The organism is Agrococcus sp. TF02-05, from assembly GCF_017565345.1.
Lineage (GTDB): Bacteria > Actinomycetota > Actinomycetes > Actinomycetales > Microbacteriaceae > Agrococcus > Agrococcus pavilionensis.
Genome location: NZ_JAGEKO010000004.1, coordinates 477,231 through 499,772, shown reverse-complemented (window position 1 = coordinate 499,772; position 22,542 = coordinate 477,231). Strand labels below are relative to the sequence as shown.

General features: G+C 72.9%; 11 protein-coding genes. All 11 read left to right on the top strand.

From position 1 onward, the window contains the following. The first annotated feature begins 25 nt into the window (after positions 1-25). Positions 26-3,910 (top strand): DNA-directed RNA polymerase subunit beta', encoded by a 3,885-nt coding sequence (gene rpoC / locus JQT67_RS06305; RefSeq protein ID WP_208063940.1) that lies wholly within the window; start codon positions 26-28, stop codon positions 3,908-3,910. Positions 3,911-4,149: 239 nt separating this feature from the next. Next, complete coding sequence (locus JQT67_RS06300; protein WP_208063939.1) at positions 4,150-5,535, top strand: DMT family transporter; 1,386 nt, start codon at positions 4,150-4,152, stop codon at positions 5,533-5,535. A 193-nt stretch (positions 5,536-5,728) separates the two neighbouring features. Continuing rightward, positions 5,729-11,857: an Ig-like domain-containing protein gene (locus tag JQT67_RS06295; RefSeq protein WP_208063938.1), complete on the top strand. Its 6,129-nt coding sequence runs from the start codon at positions 5,729-5,731 to the stop codon at positions 11,855-11,857. 16 nt (positions 11,858-11,873) lie between these two features. Next, positions 11,874-12,854, top strand: a complete 981-nt coding sequence (locus JQT67_RS06290) for a MoxR family ATPase (RefSeq protein WP_208063937.1) — start codon at positions 11,874-11,876, stop codon at positions 12,852-12,854. Next, the gene (locus tag JQT67_RS13755; RefSeq protein WP_208063936.1) at positions 12,851-14,221 is read left to right on the top strand and encodes a DUF58 domain-containing protein; all 1,371 of its coding nucleotides are present in this window, start codon (positions 12,851-12,853) and stop codon (positions 14,219-14,221) included. The genes JQT67_RS06290 and JQT67_RS13755 overlap by 4 nt, the downstream gene beginning before the upstream one ends. After that, the gene (locus tag JQT67_RS06280; RefSeq protein ID WP_208063935.1) at positions 14,218-16,524 is read left to right on the top strand and encodes a transglutaminaseTgpA domain-containing protein; all 2,307 of its coding nucleotides are present in this window, start codon (positions 14,218-14,220) and stop codon (positions 16,522-16,524) included. Before JQT67_RS13755 ends, JQT67_RS06280 begins: the two co-directional genes overlap by 4 nt. After that, entirely contained in the window at positions 16,521-18,029 is a 1,509-nt protein-coding gene (locus JQT67_RS06275) for an RDD family protein (RefSeq protein ID WP_208063934.1), read from the top strand. Before JQT67_RS06280 ends, JQT67_RS06275 begins: the two co-directional genes overlap by 4 nt. Beyond that, positions 18,026-18,853: a PP2C family serine/threonine-protein phosphatase gene (locus JQT67_RS06270; RefSeq protein ID WP_021010931.1), complete on the top strand. Its 828-nt coding sequence runs from the start codon at positions 18,026-18,028 to the stop codon at positions 18,851-18,853. The genes JQT67_RS06275 and JQT67_RS06270 overlap by 4 nt, the downstream gene beginning before the upstream one ends. After that, on the top strand, positions 18,850-20,313 hold the full coding sequence (locus tag JQT67_RS06265; protein WP_208063933.1) for an FHA domain-containing protein: 1,464 nt from the start codon (positions 18,850-18,852) through the stop codon (positions 20,311-20,313). Before JQT67_RS06270 ends, JQT67_RS06265 begins: the two co-directional genes overlap by 4 nt. Next, positions 20,310-21,803, top strand: a complete 1,494-nt coding sequence (locus tag JQT67_RS06260; protein WP_208063932.1) for a serine/threonine-protein kinase — start codon at positions 20,310-20,312, stop codon at positions 21,801-21,803. Before JQT67_RS06265 ends, JQT67_RS06260 begins: the two co-directional genes overlap by 4 nt. Beyond that, the gene (locus JQT67_RS06255; protein WP_021010928.1) at positions 21,796-22,536 is read left to right on the top strand and encodes a hypothetical protein; all 741 of its coding nucleotides are present in this window, start codon (positions 21,796-21,798) and stop codon (positions 22,534-22,536) included. Before JQT67_RS06260 ends, JQT67_RS06255 begins: the two co-directional genes overlap by 8 nt. Positions 22,537-22,542: the final 6 nt, after the last annotated feature.

Here is a 22,542-nt window from a genome sequence, read left to right as displayed (position 1 = left end):
GAACTCGAAGACAAGAGGAAAAGCATTGATCGACGCAACCACGTTCGATGAGCTGCGGATCGGCCTCGCCACGGCCGACGACATCCGTGCATGGTCCTACGGCGAGGTGAAGAAGCCGGAGACCATCAACTACCGCACGCTGAAGCCCGAGAAGGACGGCCTGTTCGGCGAGCAGATCTTCGGCCCCAGCCGCGACTGGGAGTGCGCGTGCGGCAAGTACAAGCGCGTGCGCTTCAAGGGCATCGTCTGCGAGCGCTGCGGTGTCGAGGTCACGAAGTCGTCGGTGCGCCGCGAGCGCATGGGCCACATCGAGCTCGCCGCCCCGGTGACGCACATCTGGTACTTCAAGGGCGTGCCCAGCCGCCTCGGCTACCTGCTCGACATGGCGCCGAAGGACCTCGAGAAGGTCATCTACTTCGCCGCGTACATGATCATCCGGGTCGACGAGGAGGCTCGCCACGAGCGCCTGCCGGCGCTCGAGCAGGAGCTCCGCCTCAAGATCGGCGAGATCGAGAAGCGTCGCGACGCCGACATCGCCGAGCGCCTCGCGCAGCTCGAGGCGGATGTCGCCGAGCTCGAGCAGGAGGGCGCGAAGGCCGACCAGAAGCGCAAGGTCCGCGACGCGGGCGAGCGCGAGATGGCGCAGCTGCGCAAGATCGCCGACGACCAGATCGCCCACATGGAGCGGGTCTTCGACGACTTCCGCTCGCTCAAGGTCGGCGACCTGAAGGCGGAGGACGCGGTCTACCACGACCTCGTCGACCTCTACGGCGAGTTCTTCGAGGGCCACATGGGCGCCGAGGCGATCAAGCTGCGCCTGCTCTCGTTCGACCTCGCGGCCGAGTCCGAGGACCTGCACCAGCAGATCGCCGAGGGCAAGGGCCAGCGCAAGATCCGCGCGATCAAGCGCCTCAAGGTCGTCAACTCGTTCCTGCAGACGGGCAACAGCCCGGCCGCGATGGTGCTCGACGTCGTCCCGGTCATCCCGCCGGAGCTGCGCCCGATGGTGCAGCTCGACGGTGGCCGCTTCGCGACGAGCGACCTGAACGACCTGTACCGCCGGGTCATCAACCGCAACAACCGACTCCGCCGCCTGCTCGACCTCGGTGCTCCCGAGATCATCGTGAACAACGAGAAGCGCATGCTGCAGGAGGCGGTCGACGCCCTGTTCGACAACGGCCGCCGCGGCCGCCCCGTCACGGGCACCGGCAACCGCGCGCTCAAGTCGCTCTCGGACATGCTCAAGGGCAAGCAGGGCCGGTTCCGCCAGAACCTGCTCGGCAAGCGCGTCGACTACTCGGGCCGCTCGGTCATCGTCGTCGGCCCGCAGCTGCAGCTGCACCAGTGCGGCCTGCCCAAGCAGATGGCGCTCGAGCTGTTCAAGCCGTTCGTCATCAAGCGCCTCATCGACCTGGGCCACTCGCAGAACATCAAGCACGCGAAGCGCATGGTCGAGCGGTCGAAGCCGCAGGTGTGGGACGTGCTCGAGGAGATCATCCGCGAGCGCCCCGTGCTGCTGAACCGCGCGCCCACGCTGCACCGCCTCGGGATCCAGGCCTTCGAGCCGCTGCTCGTCGAGGGCAAGGCCATCCAGCTGCACCCGCTCGTGTGCTCGGCGTTCAACGCCGACTTCGACGGCGACCAGATGGCTGTGCACCTGCCGCTCTCGGTCGAGGCGCAGGCCGAGGCCCGCGTGCTCATGCTCGCGTCGAACAACATCCTGAAGCCGTCCGACGGCCGACCGGTGACGCTCCCGACCCACGAGATCGTCTCGGGCCTCCACCACCTCACGTCCGTCAAGGCGGATGCGGTGGGCACGGGTCGCGCGTTCTCCTCGGTCGCCGAGGCCATCATGGCCATGGACCAGGGCACGCTCGACCTCAACGCCGTCGTGCGCATCCGCCTGACGGGCCTCGTCTTCCGGGACCAGGACCGTCCGGAGGGCTTCGTCGACGGTGAGCCGTTCCTGCTCGAGACGACCCTCGGCCGCGCGCTCTTCAACGAGCTGCTGCCGGAGGACTTCCCGTTCGTCGCCGAGGTCGCGGCCAAGCCGGTCATCTCGCTCATCGTGAACGCGCTCGCCGAGCGCTACCCGAAGACCGTGGTGGCGGCGACGCTCGACAAGATCAAGGACGCGGGCTTCCACTGGGCGACCCGCTCCGGCATCACGGTCGCGCTCTCCGACGTCATCACCCCCGCGCGCAAGGACGAGATCGTCGGCGCGGCGGAGGAGGCGGCCCGGAAGATCCAGGACAAGTTCGAGAAGGGCCTGCTGACCGACGCCGAGCGCCGCAGCGACCTCACCGAGCTCTGGACCAAGGCCACGAACGACGTGCAGAAGGCCACCCAGGAGGCGTTCGACGAGGGCAACTCCATCTACCGGATGGTGACCGCCGGCGCGAACGGCAACTGGATCCAGGTGCGCAACATCACCGGCATGCGCGGTCTCGTGACGAACCCGAAGGGCGAGGTCATCCCGCGCCCGATCATCTCCTCGTACCGCGAGGGGCTGACGGTCGCCGAGTACTTCATCGCCACGCACGGCGCGCGCAAGGGCTCGGCCGACACCGCGCTCCGCACCGCCGACTCGGGCTACCTCACGCGTCGACTCGTCGACGTGTCGCAGGACGTCATCATCCGCGAGGACGACTGCGGCACCGAGCGCGGCCTCGACGTGCCCATCGCCGAGACGATCGACGGGCAGCTCGTGCTGCACGAGAACGTCGAGTCGGCGGCGTTCGCCCGCAACCTCGCGGTCGACGTCGTGGCTGCCGACGGCACGGTGCTCGCCACGGGCGGCTCCGACATCGGCGACCGCGAGATCCGCGCCTTCATCGGCGCCGGTGTCGAGACGGTCAAGGTGCGCTCGGTGCTCACGTGCGAGTCGTCGGTGGGCGTCTGCGCCCACTGCTACGGCCGCTCGCTCGCGACCGGCAAGCTCGTCGACATCGGCGAGGCGGTCGGCATCATCGCCGCCCAGTCGATCGGCGAGCCCGGCACGCAGCTCACGATGCGCACGTTCCACACCGGCGGATCGGTCGGCGCGAGCGACATCACGCAGGGTCTGCCCCGCGTGACGGAGCTCTTCGAGGCCCGCACCCCCAAGAACGCCTCGCCCATCGCAGAGGTGGCCGGCCGGGTGCGCATCGAGGAGGACGAGAAGTCGAAGCGCGTCGTCATCACGCCCGACAACGGCGACGAGGAGCTCACCTACCAGGTGCTGCGCCGCGCGACGCTCGAGGTCGGCGACGGCGACCACGTCGAGCAGGGCCAGCAGCTGCAGGTCGGCTCGATCGACCCCAAGGAGGTGCTGCGCGTGCGCGGCGTCCGCGAGGTGCAGAAGCACCTGGTCTCGGGCGTCCAGGACGTGTACCGCTCGCAGGGTGTGCCGATCCACGACAAGCACATCGAGGTCATCGTGCGGCAGATGCTGCGCAAGGTCACCGTCGTCGACCACGGCGAGACCGACCTGCTGCCGGGTGAGCTCGTCGACCGCTCGCGGTACAACGAGCTCAACCGTGCCGCGCTGACCGAGGGCAAGAAGACCGCCTCGGCCCGCCAGGAGGTCATGGGCATCACGAAGGCGTCGCTCGCGACAGAGTCGTGGCTCTCGGCCGCATCCTTCCAGGAGACGACGAAGGTGCTCACCGAGGCGGCCCTCGCCGGCAAGCGCGACCCGCTGCTCGGCCTCAAGGAGAACGTCATCATCGGAAAGCTCATCCCGGCCGGCACCGGCCTGGCGCGCTACCGCGACGTCACGGTCGAGGCCACCGAGGAGGCGAAGGCGGAGCGCTACCCGAACCGCCTGTTCGCCGACGCCGGCGGCGTCGACGAGTCCGACCTGTCCTACCTCGACTTCGACGCCTTCACGGGCGGCGAGCTCGGCGAGGAGCCCGGGCAGTACGTCTGAGTGCGAAGCGCTCGATGCGACGCAGTCGCGTTGAGCGCGGAGCACCCAGGATCGAGTAGCGCGCGGCGAAGCCGCACGCGCATCGAGATCCACACGCGGAGGGCCGTTCCCGAGAGGGAGCGGCCCTCCTCGCGTCCCGGCGCGATTCGCCCGCTCACGGTGCGCCGCCCGATCCCTGCCTCGCCGCGCCCCTAGGATCGCCCCGACCCGGCACCGTGCCGGCGCAGGAGGTTCCACCCATGAGCGACCAGCAGTCCACGTCGTGGCGCGACCGCTTCTTCGGCACCGCGCCGCTCGCCGAGGCGACGCCCGACGAGCGCGGCGGAGCGCCCGCGGATGCCGACGTCGACGCGTCCGAGGTCTCGGCGGCGCACTCCGCGGAGCTCGCGCCCGACTCGACGGAGGCCGCGACGACGACGGTCGACGAGCACGACGAGCACCAGCCGCTCGTCGAGCACGAGCCCGAGGCGGACACCGCGGTGCTCGAGCGACCGGCCGCGAGCGACAGCCCGATCGAGCCGACGGTCATCGCGCCCTCGTCGCTGCGCGGCCCCTCGCACTCCGCGGCGCACCCTGACGACGCCGCTCGCCCCTCCGCCGAGGAGGTGCACGGCGAGGCCGCATCCAGCTCGCTCGAGAGCGAGCCGGTGGCCGAGCCGACCGAGCCCCCGGCGCTCGTCGAGCCCCGCCGCCCCTCCTTCGGCCTGCGTCGCCACGGCGACGCCGACGCCCCCGGCGCCGCGAGCGGCGACCGCGACCGGGAGTTCGTCGAGCCCGAGCCGACCCAGGCGATCGACGCCCAGCGCCGGGACGACGACGACGCGACGCGCGCCATGGACACCGTCGGCGACGACCGCGACGCCGACGCGACCGATGACGCGCCGACGCGCGCGATGGACTCGCAGGCCGACGAGCCGACGCAGTCGCTCCAGCAGCCGCTGCGCGACCGCTCCAACCGCTTCGGCATCGTGCGCGACGATGTCCGCGACGAGGTGCCGGACTCCGCGATCGGCGGGGATGCCACGACGACCGGCGCCGGTGCGCCGATCGTGCTCGTCGAGGAGCCGGTGCCTCCGCGCCGCAAGGGTGCGCGCGGCGTCGGCGTCGCGGTCGTGCTGCTCGCGACGCTCGTCTTCGGGCTCCTGCACGCCGCTGCCTTCTTCGCCGTCGGCTACCTCTTCGACCGGCAGTTCGACGCCGCCGAGACGCTCCAGTCGCTCTGGCTGCGCCCCTCGTACCTGCTTCCCGTCGTCGTCTTCTTCGCCGGCTACCTCATCCTCAGCCTCATCGCGAACCGCGCCGGCTGGTGGGCCCACGTGCTCGGAGGCTTCGTCGTCGCGCTGCTCACCTACGCCGCCCACATCGCGGGCGCGTTCATGGAGTCGGAGGGCGGCTGGGGCAGCTTCACCGCCGTCCTCGGCATCGACGCCGCGTCGCTCGGGCAGCTGCTGCTCGCGCCGCTCTCGGTGCTCGCCTTCGTCATCGCTCGCGAGGTGCCCATCTGGATCGGCGGCATCCAGTCGCGTCGCGGCCGCCGGGCGAAGGAGCGCAACCGCCAGGCGATGGACGATTTCAACAGCGAGCACGCCGAGCAGCTCGCCGCGTACGAGCGCGCACGCGGCTGAGTCGTGCGGAGCTGAGGGGCGGCCCGATCGGTCGCCCCTCGCTCGTCTCCCGCGTCGATCTCCAGCGGATTCGCAGCAAGTCGACACCGTCGCGACCCTCATCAGGCGATTGGCGTTTGCTCAGGTCTGACACAATGGGGCCGCCGTTCCCCAGCCGGGTGCGGCTACCCGTGCCGTCGGAAGGGGCAGTCCTGTGCTCAGGTCTCTCTCGCGCCATCGCAAGTCGACGGCCGCCGGAGCCCTCATCACCGCCGTCTCCGTCGCACTGGGCATCGTCGCGTTCACGCACGAGGGATTCACGACGACCGACGTCGACCTCAACGACGGCGGCGTCTGGGTCACGAAGCAGTCGTCCCAGCAGCTCGGCCGCATCAACGTCCAGGCCGAGGAGCTCGACGCCGGCCTGATCTCGCCCACCGCGACCTTCGACGTGCTGCAGGACGGCGACGACGTCATCCTCCACAACCAGGAGGCATCCGTCGCCCTGCTCGTCGACCCGACGCAGGTCGTCACCGGCACCGCCGTGCAGCTGCCGCCGCAAGCCGGCATCGCCCTCGGCGGCGGCATCGTCGCGATCGTCGACCCCGCCGACGGGGCGCTGTGGGCGATGCGGTTCCCCGACATCGGCGGCTTCTCGCCCGAGCACACCGACCCGGTCGCGGAGCTCGGCGCCGGTGCGGCCGTCACGGTCGGGCGCGACGGCACGGTGCACGCGGTCTCGATCGCCGATGCGCAGGAGCTCACGCTGCCGCTCGTCGACGGCGCGCTCGGCGAGCCCGAGCTGCGCGGGCGCGAGGAGCTCGGCGCGATGGAGGAGCCGATCGTCACGACCGTGGGCGACCGCGCGGTCGTGCACGACGAGGCCACCTCGACGCTGCTGCTCCCGGGCGGCGCGGTGCCGACCCCCGAGGGTGCCGCGGTGCAGCTCGACGGCGATCGCTCCGACCGCGTCATCCTCGCGACCCCCGACAGCCTCATCCGCCAGCCGCTCGGCGGCGGCGACGCCGAGGTCGAGGAGATCGCGGGCGGCGGCGAGGCGGTGCGCCCCGTGCAGCTCGGCGGATGCGTCTACGGCGTGTGGCCCGGGAGCGCCCAGTTCGTGCGCGACTGCGACGACGACGCGCGCGACCTCCGCGCGCAGGTGCCGGAGATGGACGGCTCGCCCGCGACGTTCCGCATCAACCGCGATGCGGTCGTGCTCAACCAGTTCGTCGAGGGCGCGTCGTGGCTGCTCTCGGACACGCTCATCCTCGTCGACAACTGGGAGGACCTCGTGCCGCCGCAGGACGAGAGCCGCTCCGACGAGGAGGACTCGGAGTCGACCGACGACCTGCTGACGAACCAGCCGCCGCCCATCAACGAGGAGAACACCGAGCCGAGCGCCGAGGACGACCGCTTCGGCGCGCGCCCCGGCGCCTCGACGCTCCTGCCGGTGCTCTGGAACGACGTCGACGCCGATGGCGACGTGCTCACCGCGCGCGTCGTGGGCGACCTGCCGACGGGCGTCTCGGTCGCGCCGGTCGCGAACGACTCGCAGCTGCAGGTCGAGCTGCCCGCCGATCAGGCGGCCGGCACGTTCACGTTCGGCTACGAGATCCACGACGGCCGCGAGGGCCGCGACCAGGCGACGGTCACGCTCACCGTGCGCGGCGAGGGCGAGAACGCGGTGCCGGAGCCGCTCCGGGCCCAGGCATTCGCCGTCGAGCAGGGCGGGGAGTACGAGTACCAGGTGCTCGCCGACTGGGTCGACCCCGACGGCGACGACATGTACCTCGTGAGCGCCACGACCGACTCGGGCGACACCATCCAGACCGACCCGTCCGGCCGCCTCGTCTACACCGCCACGGGTGAGGTCGGCCTCCAGAGCGTCTCGATCACCGTCTCCGACGGTCGCGCGGAGACGACGGGCGAGATCACGGTCGACGTGCGGGAGCGCGGCACGGCGAACCCGCTCGCGAACGCCGACTTCGTCACGACGATCGAAGGCCGCGAGGCGACGATCCGACCGATGCTCAACGACTTCTCGCCGTCCGGGCGGCCGCTGCGCCTCGCGTCGGTCGAGCCCGCCGCGAGCCTCGACATGACGTGGGACGCGACCACCGGCACGGTCAAGGTGCAGGGCGGGCCGGTCGGCACGCACTACTTCACCTACCTCGTCGCCGACGGCGCGCTCTCGAGCCAGGGCCGAGTGCGCGTCGACATCCGCACCCCCGATGAGGAGTCGCGGCCCGTCGCGGTGCGCGACATCGCGCTCGTGCCGCAGCAGGGCACGGCGCTCGTCGACCTGCTCGCGAACGACGTCGACCCGGCGGGCGGCGTGCTCGTCGTGCAGCAATTCGAGATCGAGAACGGCGCGCCGATCAGCGTCGAGCTGCGCGACCGTCGGATCGTGAGCATCACCGACAACCGCGGGCTCGAGTCGCCCTTCCAGTTCACGTACACCGTCTCGAACGGGCGCTTCTCCGAGACCGGCACCGTCGAGGTCATCCCCGTCGTGCCGCCCGCGCAGCCGCGCGCACCGAAGGCGGTCGACGACGCGATGACCGTGCGCGCGGGCGACTACGGCACCCTCGACGTGATCGACAACGACTTCTCGCCCGACGGCACGCCGTTCCGGGTCGCCGAGCGCGTCGTGTCGACGAGCTTCGCCTCGGAGGCGGAGGGTGTTGCCTTCATCTCCGAGGGCCGGCTGCGCGTGCACGCGCTCGAGGGCGGACCGACGCGCGCGACGGTCGTCTACGAGGTCGAGGACGACCTCGGGAACCGCGACTCCGCGACGGTCGCCGTGACGATCGTGCCGCGCGACGCGGAGTCGAACTCCTCGCCCGCGCCGCAGACCGTCACGTCCCGCGTGCTCGCGGGCTCGACCGTGCGCATCCCGATCCCGCTCGACGGCATCGATCCCGACGGCGACGGCGTCGAGCTCGTCGGCTACGACACCGCTCCCGAGGGCGGCCGCATCCTGCCGACCGTCGGCCCCGACTACTTCGACTTCGAGGCGTTCCCCGACAGCGCCGGCACCGTCGAGTTCACCTACCGCGTGCGCGACCGCTGGGGCGCCGAGGGCACGGCGACCGCGATCATCGGCATCGCCCAGGCCGCCGACATCAACCAGACGCCCTTCGCCCAGCCCGACTACGTCGACGTGCGCCCCGACCGGCAGATCGCGATCCCGGTGCTCGAGAACGACTCCGACCCGGATCAGGATGCGCTGACGCTCGTCGCCGACGGGCTCGAGGGCACCGAGCAGCTGCCCGACGCCGAGGTCAACACCGAGCGCGACACCGTCGACCTGCGCTCGCCCTCCGAGCCGGGCACCTACCAGTTCACCTACTCGGTCGTGGATGCGCGCGGCGCGCGCGCGACGGGCTCGGTCATGCTCACGGTCACCGAGGACGCCGAGTTGCTGGCGCCCATCGCGCGCGACGATCCGCTGCCGCGCGACCAGGTGGAGCTCGGCCAGGCGTTCGACGTGCCGGTGCTCGACAACGACCTCGACCTCGACGGCGACCCGAGCGAGCTCGAGCTCTCGATCGTGACGGGAGAGGCGGATGTCGTGCGGGGCACCGTGCAGGTGATCCCGACCGAGTCGTTCCAGGTCATCACCTACCGCGTGACCGACATCGACGGGCTCACCGCCGAGGCGTTCGTCGCGGTGCCGCCGGTGCGCGACCGCGCGCCCTTCCTCTCGAAGACCGAACCGGCGCAGATCGGCTCGGGACTGCCCCTCGAACTGCCGCTGCGCAACTACGTCACGACCTCGAACGGCGCGGCGCCCCGCATCACGACCGGTGACAGCGTCTCCGCCGTCAACCACGACGGCTCCGAGAACATCCTGGACGAGCACACGCTGCGCTTCCAGTCCCCGCAGGGCTACGTCGGCCCCGCATCCATCACGTTCGAGGTCACCGACGGCACCGGCCCGGATGACCCGGACGGCAACACGGCCGTGCTCACGATCGCGATCGAGGTCACGCCCTCGAGCGTCGTCGCACCCACGTTCGCGGGTGCCATCCTGCGCCCCGAGGCGGGCGAGCGGGCCGCGACCTTCGACCTGCGCGACGCGACCTCCGATCCCGATGTCGGCGACCTCGAGGCGATGGTCTTCGAGCAGCGCGGCGGATCGATGGCCGGCGTCTCGGTGTCGCTGCAGGGCAGTGTCTTCACCGCGACCGCCGATCTCACGACGCCGCCGGGCTCGAGCGGCTCCTTCCAGATCGTCGCGATCGACCCGCACGGCAACGAGGCGCCGGGCACGGTCGTCGTCGAGGTCGTCGCCACGACGAGGCCGCTCGCGGAGGCGCGCCCCGACAGCGGCGAGGCCACGCAGGGCGTCGCGCTCACGACCGATGTCATCGCCAACGACTTCAACCCCTTCGCCGACCGCGGCGAGCCGCTGCGCGTCATCTCCGCCGAGACCGTCGCGGGGCAGGGCCAGGTCTCGCACAGCGACCGCGAGGTGACCGTCACCCCTGGCGCCGACTTCCACGGCGTGCTCACGGTGCGCTACACGGTCGAGGACGCGACCGAGCTCACCGCCCGGCACGTGACGGGCACCCTGACGCTCAACGTCAAGGGCCGCCCCGACGCGCCGCCGCGCCCGAACGTCGACGCGACGGGCGATTCGGAGGTCACCCTCACGTGGGGCGCGCCGCCGTCGAACGGCGCGCCCATCACCGGCTACGTCGTGCAGTCGACCGACGGCGCCATCAGCTTCCCGTGCCCGGCCACGACGTGCACGGTCACGGGCCTCACGAACAACGTGACGTACCGCTTCCAGGTCGTCGCGCAGAACGAGGTCGGCGACTCCGATCCCTCGGCGGCGTCGAACGAAGCGCGCCCCGACGTGCGCCCCGAGCAGCCGGCGCCGCCCTCAGCCGTCGACGGCGACACGCAGGTCGCGCTCACGTGGGAGCCGCCGGTGAACCGAGGCTCGCCCATCCAGGAGTACCGGATCGAGATCTCCCCGCCCGCGCCGGGCGGCGTCGTGCAGCAGACCGTCAGCGGAGGCTCGACCAACTACACCTGGACCGGCCTCGTCAACGGCACGTCGTACACCTTCCGCATCCAGGCGGTGAACCTCGCCGACGAGCCGAGCGACTTCTCCGCGTACTCGCGCGCCGTGACGCCTGCCGGTCCGCCGATGCAGGTGACGAACGTCTCCGCGACGCCCGACCGCTCGATCCCGGGTGAGGTGCAGGTGCGCGTGACGTGGGATGCCCCGAATGAGAACGGCGCCCCGATCCAGACGTACACGGTGACGCCGAGCGGCGTGCCGGGCGCGAGCCCGCAGACCGTGTCGGGCACGACGGCGAGCTTCCGCTTCGATGCAGCCGACAACGCCGCGAGCTTCACCGTCACCGCGACCAACCGAGCGGGCACGAGCGTGCCCTCGGCGGCCTCCGCGCCGGTGCGCACCTTCACGGCACCCGACGCGCCGACCGGGGTGACCGCGACGGACGGCAACGGCAACTCCGTCGTCTCATGGACGCCCGGCAACCCGAACGGCCTGCGCGCGAACGAGGTGCGCTTCGAGGTGCGCGGCGGCGGCAATGGCGTGCAGTCGTTCGGCCCGGGCGGCACCTACACCGGCATGAACAACAACGGTGGGCCCTACACCTTCGAGGTGCGGGCGGTCGCGGTGGTGGACGGCTTCGGCGAGGCGAGCGGCTGGACGCGCGCCGCTGCACAGGTCCGGCCCTATGGCGAGATCGGGGCGCCGAGCGTGAGCGGCAGCGGACAGGTCGAGCAGGTGACCTTCACGATCAGCGCGCCGGGGCGCAACGGCAGGGACATCACGACCCGCTACCGCATCGGCAACGGCGGCTGGGTCAACTGGTCCGGCGGTGCCGTGACGCAGGCCGCGAACGGCGGTCAGACGGTCACGATCACGGTCGAGAGCAGCACGGGCCTGCCCGACGGCGGCGGTCACGGCCGCCAGACGACGACCGCGACCGCGCAGGCGACAGCGCAGGAACGACTCCGACCGAGCGTCTCGCTCAGCGACGGCGGCGTCGCCCATGCGGGCTCGTGCCAGGGCGCGAACGGTGAGCAGTGCAGGTGGTTCCGGCTCAACTGGACCGACTTCGAGCCCGGCATCTACAACTTCAGCTGCCACAACACCGGCTCGGGCAACGGCCCCAACAGCCCGTTCGAGAGCGGCCGCGTGAACATCACGAGCCGCAACGGCAGCACGATCACCGAGTACCAGGGCGAGGCCGGGGACAACAACACCTGCTACTCCGGGTTCTCCGGCCAGGCGTGGATGCGCGTCTGGGGCAACGGGGTCGACCTCAACACCCCGAGGGTGAACTGGCCATGATGAAGATGGGAACACGATGACGAGCACCATGACCCGCGAGCAGGCCGCCTGGTTCGCCGAGACCTTCACGCGCCTCGTCGACAACGTCGGCAGCGTCGTCCTCGGCAAGGAGGACGTCATCCGCCTCGCCTTCACCGCGATGCTCTCGGAGGGCCACCTGCTGCTCGAGGACGCGCCGGGCACGGGCAAGACGCAGCTCGCGAAGTCGATGGGCGCGACGGTGCAGGGCACGAACCACCGCATCCAGTTCACGCCCGACCTGCTGCCCTCCGACGTCACCGGCGTCACGGTCTACGACCAGAAGACGGGCGAGTTCGAGTTCCACAAGGGCCCGATCTTCGCCTCGATCGTGCTCGCCGACGAGATCAACCGAGCGAGCCCGAAGACGCAGTCGGCGCTCCTCGAGGTCATGGAGGAGGGCCGCGTCACGGTCGACGGCACGCCCTACTCGGTCGGCCGCCCGTTCATGGTCATCGCGACGCAGAACCCGATCGAGCAGGCGGGCACCTACCGGCTCCCCGAGGCGCAGCTCGACCGCTTCCTCATGAAGACGTCGATCGGCTACCCCGGCCGCGAGCAGACCGTCCGCATCCTCGCGGGCGCGTCGAACCGCAACGCCTCCTCGACCGTGCAGCCCGTCATCACGACGAGCGCGATCGCCGAGATGATCGACCTCGCCGCGACCGTGCACGTCGACGACGCGGTGCTCGACTACGTCGCGCAGCTCTCGGAGCACACGCGCGACTCGAAGGACACGCGCCTGGGCGTCTCGGTGCGCGGCGCGATGGCGCTCATGCGCGCCGTGAAGGTGTGGGCCGCGGCGAAGGGCCGCGCGTTCGTGCTGCCGGACGACGTCAAGGAGCTCGCGCAGCCGGTGTGGGCGCACCGCGTCGTCATCGACCCCGAGGCGGAGTTCTCGGGCGTCACGGGCGACCGCATCATCGACCGCGCCATCGCCGACATCGCGGCTCCGCAGGACCGGCAGCACGCTGCGTGACGACGGCGCCCGAGCGGGCGACGTCGACCCCCGCACCTGACCCAGACACCGGTTCGACGACCGGCGCCCCGTCGGAGACGACGCGGCTGCGCCGCGCCGTCGAGCGCGAGCGCACGCCGTGGCAGCGCTTCGTCGCGCGCGTCGTCGGCGACGAGTCGGCGACGGCCGAGGGGCTGCGCCGAGCGGGGCGCATCGCGCGCGAGCGGGTGTGGCCGGCGATCGAGCCCATCACGGGCTTCGGCTGGGCCGTGCTCGTCGGGACCGCGCTCGCGCTCGCGACCGGGATCGCGCTCGGCTGGAAGGAGCTCATCGTCATGGGCATCGCCGGCGCGCTCCTGCTCGGCGCCGCGATCGCCTTCATCGTCGGGCGCAACCGCTACCGGATCGAGCTCGACCTCGCCTACACGCGCGTCGTGGTGGGGGAGCGCGCGCTCGGCCGGATCGAGATCCACGCCGCCTCGACGAAGCCGCTGCTGCCCGCGACGATCGAGGTGCCCGTCGGCAAGGCGCTCGCGTCGTTCCACCTGCCGCGCATGCAGCCGGGCGACGTGCACGAGGACGTCTTCGCGATCCCCACGAGCCGCCGCACGATCCTGCAGGTCGGGCCCGTGCGCTCGGTGCGGGGCGACCCCGTGGGACTCCTGCGCCGCCAGGTGCGGTGGACGGATCCCGTCGAGCTCTACGTGCACCCCAAGACGGTGCAGCTCGACGAGACGGCGCCGGGCCTCATCCGCGACCTCGAGGGCATCACGACCCGCGACCTCACGAACAGCGACATCGCCTTCCACGCGCTGCGCGACTACGTCGCGGGCGACGACCGGCGCTACATCCACTGGAAGTCGTCGGCTCGCACCGGCCAGCTCATGGTGCGGCAGTTCGAGCAGACCCGGCGCAGCGTGCTCGCGCTCGGCCTGTCGACCTCGCCCGACGACTACGCCGACCCAGCGGAGTTCGAGACGGCCATCTCGATCCTCGGCTCGCTCGGCCTGCAGGCGATCCGCGACGAGATGGACGTCGCGGTGCAGACCTCGCGCAGGACCGTGCCCGCGAGCACGGGCAAGCGGCTGCTCGACGCGCTCTCGGGCGTCGAGTGGTCGCCGCGCGACGACCGCTTCCTCGACCTCGCCGCGACGATCGCGCGCGACCACGCCGGCGCATCCGTCATCATGCTCCACGCGGGTGCCCCGATCGACGCCGCGCTCGTGCGCCGCGCGCGCACCCTGCTGCCGCCGCAGGCGCGCGTCATCGTCTTCTCGGTCGTGCAGGGCGCGAGCCCGAGGCTGCAGCCGATCGGCGACGTCGCGCTCGCGACGATCGGCTCGGTGAGCGATCTCCCGCGCGTGATGCGAGGGGTGGCGCTGCAATGAGCGACGAGCGCATGCTGCCGCGCACCCCGCGGCAGGCCGCGATCGACTGCGCGGCCGTCTTCGCCGTGATGCTCGCGGCGACCCTCTCGTTCGGGCCCGTCTTCGGCGGCACCGCCTACCTCGTCGCGGGCCTCGGCGGCGCGATCCTCGGGATCGCGGTCGGCGTCGTGACCTCGCTGCGCCCGCTGCGCGGCTGGCTCATGACGGCGGCGGGCTTCGTGCTCGCGCTCGTCGTCTTCGGCCCCGCGCTCGCGGTGCCGCGGCGGACGATCGCGGGCGTCATCCCGACCCTCGAGGGATGGCGAGAGCTGCTGCTGGGCGTCGTCTTCTCGTGGAAGGGACTGCTGACCGCCGAGCCGCCCGCCGAGGGCTTCCCGAGCCTGCTCGTCGTGCCGTTCCTCACGACGCTGCTGTGCGCGACGATCGCCACGGTGCTCGCGCTGCGCCTCGACCGCGGCGCCCCCTTCGCGATGGTGCCCGGCGTCGTCGCCCTGCTCGTCGGCATCGCCTTCGGCACGAAGATCGCCTTCTGGCCGGCCCTGCTCGGCGCGCTCGTCGCGGGCGTCATCCTCGCGTGGTGCGCGTGGCGGCGGGCGACGTGGCGCACGGGGCTGAACGAAGAGGTCGAGGTCACGAACGACAGCCGCTTCCGCGTCAAGGCGCGCAAGCAGCGCGCTCGCGGAGCGATCGCGATGATCGCGGGCGCCATGCTCGTCGCGGGCCTCGTGAGCATCCCGGTGCAGCCGGCGAGCCGCGCGGTGCTCCGCGACGCCGTCGAGCCGCCGATCGAGCTCGCCGAGTACCCGAGCCCGCTCGCGGGCTTCCGCAGCTGGCACAAGAGCTTCGAGGACGACACGCTCCTCACGGTGAGCGGCATGCCGGAGGGATCGCGGCTGCGGCTCGCGACCTTCGACCACTACGACGGCACCGTCTTCGCGGTCGCCGGCTCCCAGCAGTCGAGCGGTTCGGGCTCGTTCGCGCGCATCGGCGACGAGGTGCTCGTCGCGCAGTCGGGCGAGCCCGCGACCGTGCGCGTCGAGGTGCAGGACTACTCCGGCATCTGGGTGCCCGACGTCGGCTACCTGCAGTCGCTCGCCTTCGAGGGGGAGCGCGCCGCGGGCCTGCAGGGATCCCTGCACTACAACGGCCAGACCGGCACGGCGATCGCGCTCGACGGGCTCGGCGCGGGCGACGCCTACGAGCTGCAGGCGATCGTGCCGCGGCAGCCCTCGCACGAGGAGCTCGAGGGCGTGCCGATCACTCGCGTGCAGGTGCCGGAGCCCGCGGTGGTGCCCGACCTGCTGCAGGCGTGGGTCTCGGAGCACGGCGCGGGCGGGCAGAGCGCGTTCGAGAACCTCGAGACGATGCTGCGCCTCATGAACAACGGCAGCTTCAGCCACGGGCTCGAGGGGGACATCCCCTCGCTCGCGGGGCACGGGGCCGCGCGCATCCAGGACATGTTCGACCAGGAGGTGCTGCTGGGCGACGACGAGCAGTACGCGACCGCGTTCGCGCTCGCGCTCTCGCGCATCAACGTGCCGTCGCGGGTCGTGATGGGCCTCTATCCCGACGACGGCTTCAGCGGCGGCTCGGAGCCCGTCGAGCTGACGGGCAGCGACGTGCACGCGTGGGTCGAGGTGCCGTTCGAGGGCTACGGATGGGTGCGGTTCGATCCGACGCCGCCCGAGGACAACGACGAGATCCAGCCGGAGCCGGAGCCGCAGCCCGAGCCGAAGCCGCAAGTGCTGCAGCCGCCGCAGCCGCCGGAGGAGCCGGCCGAGATGTCGCCCGACACCGTCGCCGACGAGGGTCAGGAGGAGGACGACGAGGAGCTCGAGGACCGCTCGTGGGTCGTCTGGCTGTGGGTCGCGGGTGGCGTGCTGCTCCTGCTGCTCCTGCTGCTGCTCCCGTTCATCGTCGTCGGTGCGCTCAAGGCCGCGCGGCGGAAGCGGCGCCGCAGGGCGGAGCGCGAGAGCGACCGGCTCTCGGGCGGCTGGCACGAGGTCGTCGACGAGGCCGTCGACCTCGGGCTGCCGGTGCCCGCGGGCGTGACGCGGCGCGAGGTCGCCCGCGCGGTGGCGGATCGCTACCCTCGATCGAGAGCGACCGACATCGGCGACTTCGTCGACGAGGGCGTGTTCGGGCCCGGCGAGCCGGATCCGGCGGACGTCGATGCCTTCTGGCTCGACGTCGAGCGGAGCGTGCAGGGCATGCGCGCCGAGGCCACGCCGCGGGAGCGCCTGCTCGGCAGGCTCTCGATGCGGTCGTTCGCCCGGCGGAGGCGAGAGCGGAGACGACGGTGATCTGGGAGATCGACGAGGGGCAGAAGCGCATCGAGGGCCTCGACGAGGCCGGTCGCCCCGACCCCGCCTACGCGGCCGCGCTCGGGCTCCGCCCCGCGCCGCTCGGCCGTCGCGCGCTCGCGTCGATCATCGAGCTCTCGCTCTACGCGCTGCTGCAGCTGCCGTACTGGCTCGTCGCCCTGCCCTCGCTCGTGCGGCTCGCGACCGGCGCGCTGCAGCCCTACGGCCTCGCGACGCATCCGGACCTCGTCTGGATGATCGTCGCGACCGCGGTCTCGTTCGTGCTCTCGACCGCGTTCGTGATCGTGCAGATCGTGCTGCACGGCCGCCGGGGCGTCACGCTCGGCAAGGCCTTCACGGGCATCCGGTCGATCCACGTCGCGACGCTCGAGCGACCGGGGATCAAGCGCTCGCTCGGTCGTGCGCTGCTGCTCTACGCGTTCTTCCTCGTGCCGATCGTCGGGCCCGCGCTCGTGTTCTGCTCGGTCTGGTTCGACAGCGAGAAGCGCGGCCGCAGCTGGCTCGACAAGGCCGCTCGCACCTGGTTCGTCGACGTTCGCGACGGCCTGGACCCGTACCACGAGAAGAAGATGCGCATCGCGCGCAAGACGGTGCAGGCGGAGCCGGAGGCCGCGAAGGCGCCGCTGCCCTCGCTCGCGACGCCCGCCGAGGCCGCGGCCGCCGCGTACCGCCCCGGCGCTCGCACGAGCTCCGGCGTCGTCGGTGCGGCGAGGCCGCAAGCGCCGGGAGCGCCGCAGATCGGCCTCGCCTCCTCGGCGTCGGGGCCGACGCCGACCCACACCGTCCCCGGCATGCCCGCGGGCGGCGCGCGCCTCGGCGGCTACCGCCCGGGCGAGCTGAGCGGCTCCGCCCCCGCGCGGTCGGCGCCGCGACCGAGCGCGCCCGAAGCCCCCGAGCCGCAGCAGCCCGCGGCGCCGCGCTACGCCCCGCCGATCACCGGCGGCATCGTCGACAGCGTGCCCGGTCGGACGCCCGCGCAGCCGGTCGCGCACGTCGCGCCGATCGACGAGCAGACGATCATCGAGCCCGATCTCGAGCACGGCCCGGACGCGGGCCTCGACGACGCGGGCGAGATCGACGATCGCACCGTGCGCCGCATCGAGGTCGCCGAGCCGGAGGAGGACCTCGAGGCGACCCGCGCGCGCCCGTCGTCGCGCGCCGCGGTCGCGACGCTCGCGTTCGACACCGGCGACCGCTTCGCGATCACCGGCGCGGCGCTCATCGGCCGCAACCCGGCTCCGAGCGCCGGGGAGGTCGTCGACCACCTGCTGCCGATCGCCGACGACACCCGCTCCATCTCGAAGACGCACCTGCTCCTGACCGCCTCGCCGCTCGCCGCGGTCGACCGCGCCTCGACGAACGGCTCGAGCGTCGTGCGCGGGGGCGCCGAGACGCCGCTCGAGCCGGGCCGCGCGTTCCCGCTGCAGCCGGGCGACGTCGTGCGCTTCGGCGACCGCTCGCTCACGGTCGAGGCCGCGTCGTGAGCGCGATCGGCGAGTTCCGCTACAGCCACCCGTCGATCGCGCTGCGCTGGGCGGCGACGACGCACCCCGGGATGCGCCGGAGCGTCAACGAGGACTCGGTCTTCGCATCCTTCCCCGTCTTCGTCGTCGCCGACGGGATGGGCGGCCACGCCTCGGGCGACGTCGCGAGCGCGCTCGCGATCGAGGCGTTCCGCGGCTTGAAGGGACGCACGCTCGCCGACGTCGCGTGCGTCGAGACGGCCGTGGAGCACGCCTTCGAGAGCGTGCACGCGAACGCGGTGGGCGAGCCGGCGGGCGGCTCGACCCTCTCGGGCACCGTGCTCGTCGACGTCGACGGCGTCGCGCACTGGCTCATCCTCAACGTCGGCGACTCCCGCACCTACCTGTACGAGCAGGGCCGGCTCGAGCAGGTGACCGTCGACCACTCGATGGTGCAGGAGCTGGTCGAGACCGGTGCCCTGCGCCGCGCCGACGCGCGTCGGCACCCGAACCGCAACGTCATCACGCGCGCGCTCGGCGCCGGCGAGCGCCAGCCCGCCGACGTGTGGCTGCGCCCGGCCGAGCGGGGCCAGCGGCTCGTCGTCTGCTCCGACGGCCTCACGGGCGAGGTCGACGACCACGAGATCGCCGAGCTGCTCGGCGACGTCTCGTCGCCCGCGGCCGTCGCGGCGCTCCTGCTCCGCCGCGCGCTCGACGCGGGCGCGCCCGACAACGTCACGGTCGTCGTCGTCGACGTGGATGCCGTGGCGCTCGCCGACGAGGAGCTGCACGACACGCACGCGCACACGATCGACGACACCATCCCGAGGGAGGCCCTGCGATGAGCGCACGCCTGGAGTACGCGCCCGGCGAGGCCTGGTGCGTCGCGGCGGGCGCCGCGGTCGTCGTGTGCGAGCGCGACCTGCCGCCCGTGCGGGCCCGGGCGCTCTACGACGCCGCCGCGACCGTGCGCGACGCCGAGGGGCTGCGGACGATCCTCGGGCTCGAGCCGACGGCGCTCATCGGGCTCGTCGACACCCCGGGCGCGCGCGTGCTGCTGCGCCGCCACGGCGTGCCCGCGACGGCCGACGACGCGACGCTGCCCGATCGCTTCGGCGAGGAGTGGGCGCTCGACGAGACCGCGCCCGACGCGGTCGTCGACGCCGGCGGGCTCGCCGCGCTCGCGGGTCAGACCCTGCCGCTCGAGGGCGGCGTCGCGCGCGTCGCCGCCGTGCGCATCGCGCCCGGGAGCGCGGATGCGGCGAGCGAGCCGGCCCCGCCCGCGCCGGTCGCCGAGGCTCCCGACGACGAGGCGCGCTTCGGCGCCTTCGGCCAGACCCTGCCGCCCCGCGCGGTCGCCGCCGAGCGCGCCGAGGCGGAGGCCGGCGGGGCGCCTGCCGAGGCGCCCGCCGAGCCGAGCGCTCCGGAGCCCGCGCCGAGCGCGCCTGCCGAGCAGGCCGCGCCGAGCGCTCCGGAGCCCGCGAGCCCTCCCGCCCGGGAGCCGGAGCCGGACGGCCCGATCGGCGGGCTCATCGACTCGGTGCCGGGGTTCATCAAGCCCGCGATCGACGTGAGCGAGATCGCGCCGGCGCCGCGCGCCGCCGCCCCCTCGCGCGAGGCGGCCGAGGCGCCGCAGCGATCGGACGCCGACGCGACGCGGCCCGTCCCGGTCGCCGAGCCCGCCGCATCCGCCCCCGGCGCCCTCGACATGGGCGACCACGACGGCATGACGATCACCGCCGAGCAGGCGCGCCGGCTGCAGGCCGAGCGCGCGGCGGCCGCGCAGCCGCCGGCAGCCCCGGCGCAGCACGCCGGGCCGCCCGCGACGGGTCCGCTCGTGCTCTCGACGCTGTGCGCCTCGGGCCACGTCAACGCGCCGGGCACGACGGCGTGCACGACGTGCGGCGCGCCGGTCGACGACCGCAGCGCCGCCCAGCGCCGCCGACCCGAGGTCGCCGTCGTCGTGCTGCCCTCGGGCGAGCGCGTGCCGCTCGGCCGCGGCGTCGTGCTCGGCCGCAGGCCGCGATCGCGCCGCGTCGAGGACGGCCGCGTGCCGCGGCTCGTGACGGTCGAGAGCCCGGGCGAGGACATCTCGCGCAGCCACCTCGAGCTGCGCGTCGACGACTGGAACCTCGTCGCCGTCGACCTCTCGTCGACGAACGGCACGCTCCTGCTGCGCGAGGGCTCGGCGCCCCAGCGGCTGCGGCCCGAGGCGGCGACGATCCTGCAGCTCGGCGACCGGCTCGACCTCGGCGACGGTGTCGTCGTCGCGATCGAGCCCGCTCGCGCGGAGGACGCGCAGTGAGCCCGAAGCGCGCCCCCTCCGCCCCGCCCGAGCTGCCCGGCTACGAGTACGTCTCGCTGCTCGGCTCGGGCGGCTTCGCCGACGTGTTCCTCTACCAGCAGCTGCTGCCGTCGCGGCAGGTGGCGATCAAGGTGCTGCTGCCCGACGCGGTCAACCGCGAGCTCATCGAGAACTTCCGCCACGAGGCGAACGTCATGGCGCAGCTCTCGACGCATCCCTCGATCGTGACGATCTACGGCGCGGCCGTCGCTCCCGACGGGCGCCCGTACCTCGCGATGGAGTACTGCTCGAAGCCCAACCTCGGCGTGCGCTACCGCCGCGACCGCTTCGCGGTGCCCGAGGTGCTCTCGCTCGGCGTGCAGATCGCGGGCGCGGTCGAGACCGCCCACCGCGCGGGGATCCTGCACCGCGACATCAAGCCCGCGAACATCCTCGTCACCGCCTACAACCGGCCGGCGCTCACCGACTTCGGCATCGCGACGAGCTCGGGCGGCGCCGACGACGCGAGCGGCATGTCGATCCCGTGGTCGCCGCCCGAGGCGTTCCAGGATCCGCCGAGGTCGACCCCCGCATCCGACGTCTTCTCGCTCGCCGCGACGCTCTCGACGCTCCTCGCGGGCAGGACGCCCTTCGAGCTGCCCGGCGGCAGCAACACGAGCGTCGACCTCATCGACCGCATCCAGCGCGGTGAGATCTCGCCGCTCGCGCGCCACGACGTGCCGCCGCGGCTCGAGGCCGTGCTCGCCTCGGCGATGGACCCCGACCCCTCGCGCCGCTACGCGACCGCGATGGCGTTCGGCCGCGCGCTGCAGCAGGTCGAAGCCGAGATGGCGCTGCCCGTCACGCCGCTCGACGTGCTCGACGACTCCCTCGACGCCGGCGCCGTCGACGAGGAGGACGGCGGCGCGACCCGCATCCGGGGCGTCGTCTCGATCGACCCGCACGCGGGCGAGCCGGCTCCCGCGATCCCCACGGGCGCCGCGGCGCCCGACGCGACGATCCGGCGGCCGAGGCCCGGCCAGGCCGCGGGCGCGCCGGCCCCGGCGGCCGTCCCGGAGCCGGAGGCCCCCGCGCCCGATCGCCGTCGCCGCACGATCGCGTCGGCCGTCGGCGCCGGCCTCGTCGTGCTCGTCGGCGGGGGCATCGTGTGGTTGGCGGTCGCGGGCAGCGCGCCGAGCCAGCCGCCCGCGAACCCGAGCCAGACGATCGCGGCGCCCGCCGCCCCGCAGCGGCCGCCGGCGCCCATCAACGTCACGGGCACCGTCGAGGGCGACTCCGTCACGTTCACGTGGGTCAACGCGCAGCCGCAAGCGGGCGACAGCTTCCGCTACCGCTACGAGCCGAGCGACGCCGACCCGACGATCGCGACCGCCGCGGGCGAGACGGTCACCGTGCAGCGCGACAGCGACGGCGAGTCGTGCATCCTCGTCACGCTCGTGCGCTCGGACGGTCGGCAGTCGAACGATGCGAAGGGATGTGTCGATGGTTGAGCAGGCACGGGCCGGCCAGGCGCCCAGGCTGCAGCTCGAGTTCGCGGGGGAGTGGTTCACGCTCGACCCCTCGCGGCCGTTCGTCATCGGCCGCGAGGGCGACCTCACGGTCGACGACAACCAGTACCTGCACCGCGCGTTCCTCGAGGTGCACCACCGCGACGGCCTGTGGTGGCTCGCGAACGTCGGCTCGCGGCTCTCGGCGACCGTCTCGAGCGCCGGCGGGGCGGTGCAGTCGTGGCTCTCGCCCGGCGCGCGCCTGCCGATCGTCTTCTCCGACGCATCCATCGTCTTCACCGCGGGCCCCACGACCTACGAGATCGGCGCGCACATCGACGACGCGTCGTTCTCGCTCTCGACCGAGCACCGGCGCCGCTCGTCGGGCGAGACGACCGTCATGCCCGTCGGCCTCACCGAGCTGCAGAAGCTGCTCATCGTCGCGCTCGCCGAGCCGATGCTGCGCCGCGACGGCGTGGGCGTGAGCGAGCTGCCCTCGAGCGCCGCGGCCGCCGACCGGCTCGGCTGGACGATGAGCCGCTTCAACCGCAAGCTCGACAACGTGTGCGACAAGCTCGACCGGATGGGCGTGCAGGGCCTGCGGGGCGGCGTCGGGAAGCTCGCGAGCAACCGCCGAGCTCGGCTCGTCGAGTACGCCGTCTCGTCGCAGCTCGTCACCCGGGCCGACCTCGCCCTGCTCGACGACGCGGCGCTGCGCGAGACCGACGAGGACTGAGGACGA

What these genes read in the sequence shown, in the direction of transcription:
- JQT67_RS06265 (WP_208063933.1), top strand. Translation starts at nt 18,850, where the DNA reads ATGAGCGCACGCCTGGAGTACGCGCCCGGCGAGGCCTGGTGCGTCGCG.
- JQT67_RS06280 (WP_208063935.1), top strand. Translation starts at nt 14,218, where the DNA reads ATGAGCGACGAGCGCATGCTGCCGCGCACCCCGCGGCAGGCCGCGATC.
- JQT67_RS06290 (WP_208063937.1), top strand. Translation starts at nt 11,874, where the DNA reads ATGACGAGCACCATGACCCGCGAGCAGGCCGCCTGGTTCGCCGAGACC.
- JQT67_RS06255 (WP_021010928.1), top strand. Translation starts at nt 21,796, where the DNA reads ATGGTTGAGCAGGCACGGGCCGGCCAGGCGCCCAGGCTGCAGCTCGAG.
- JQT67_RS06300 (WP_208063939.1), top strand. Translation starts at nt 4,150, where the DNA reads ATGAGCGACCAGCAGTCCACGTCGTGGCGCGACCGCTTCTTCGGCACC.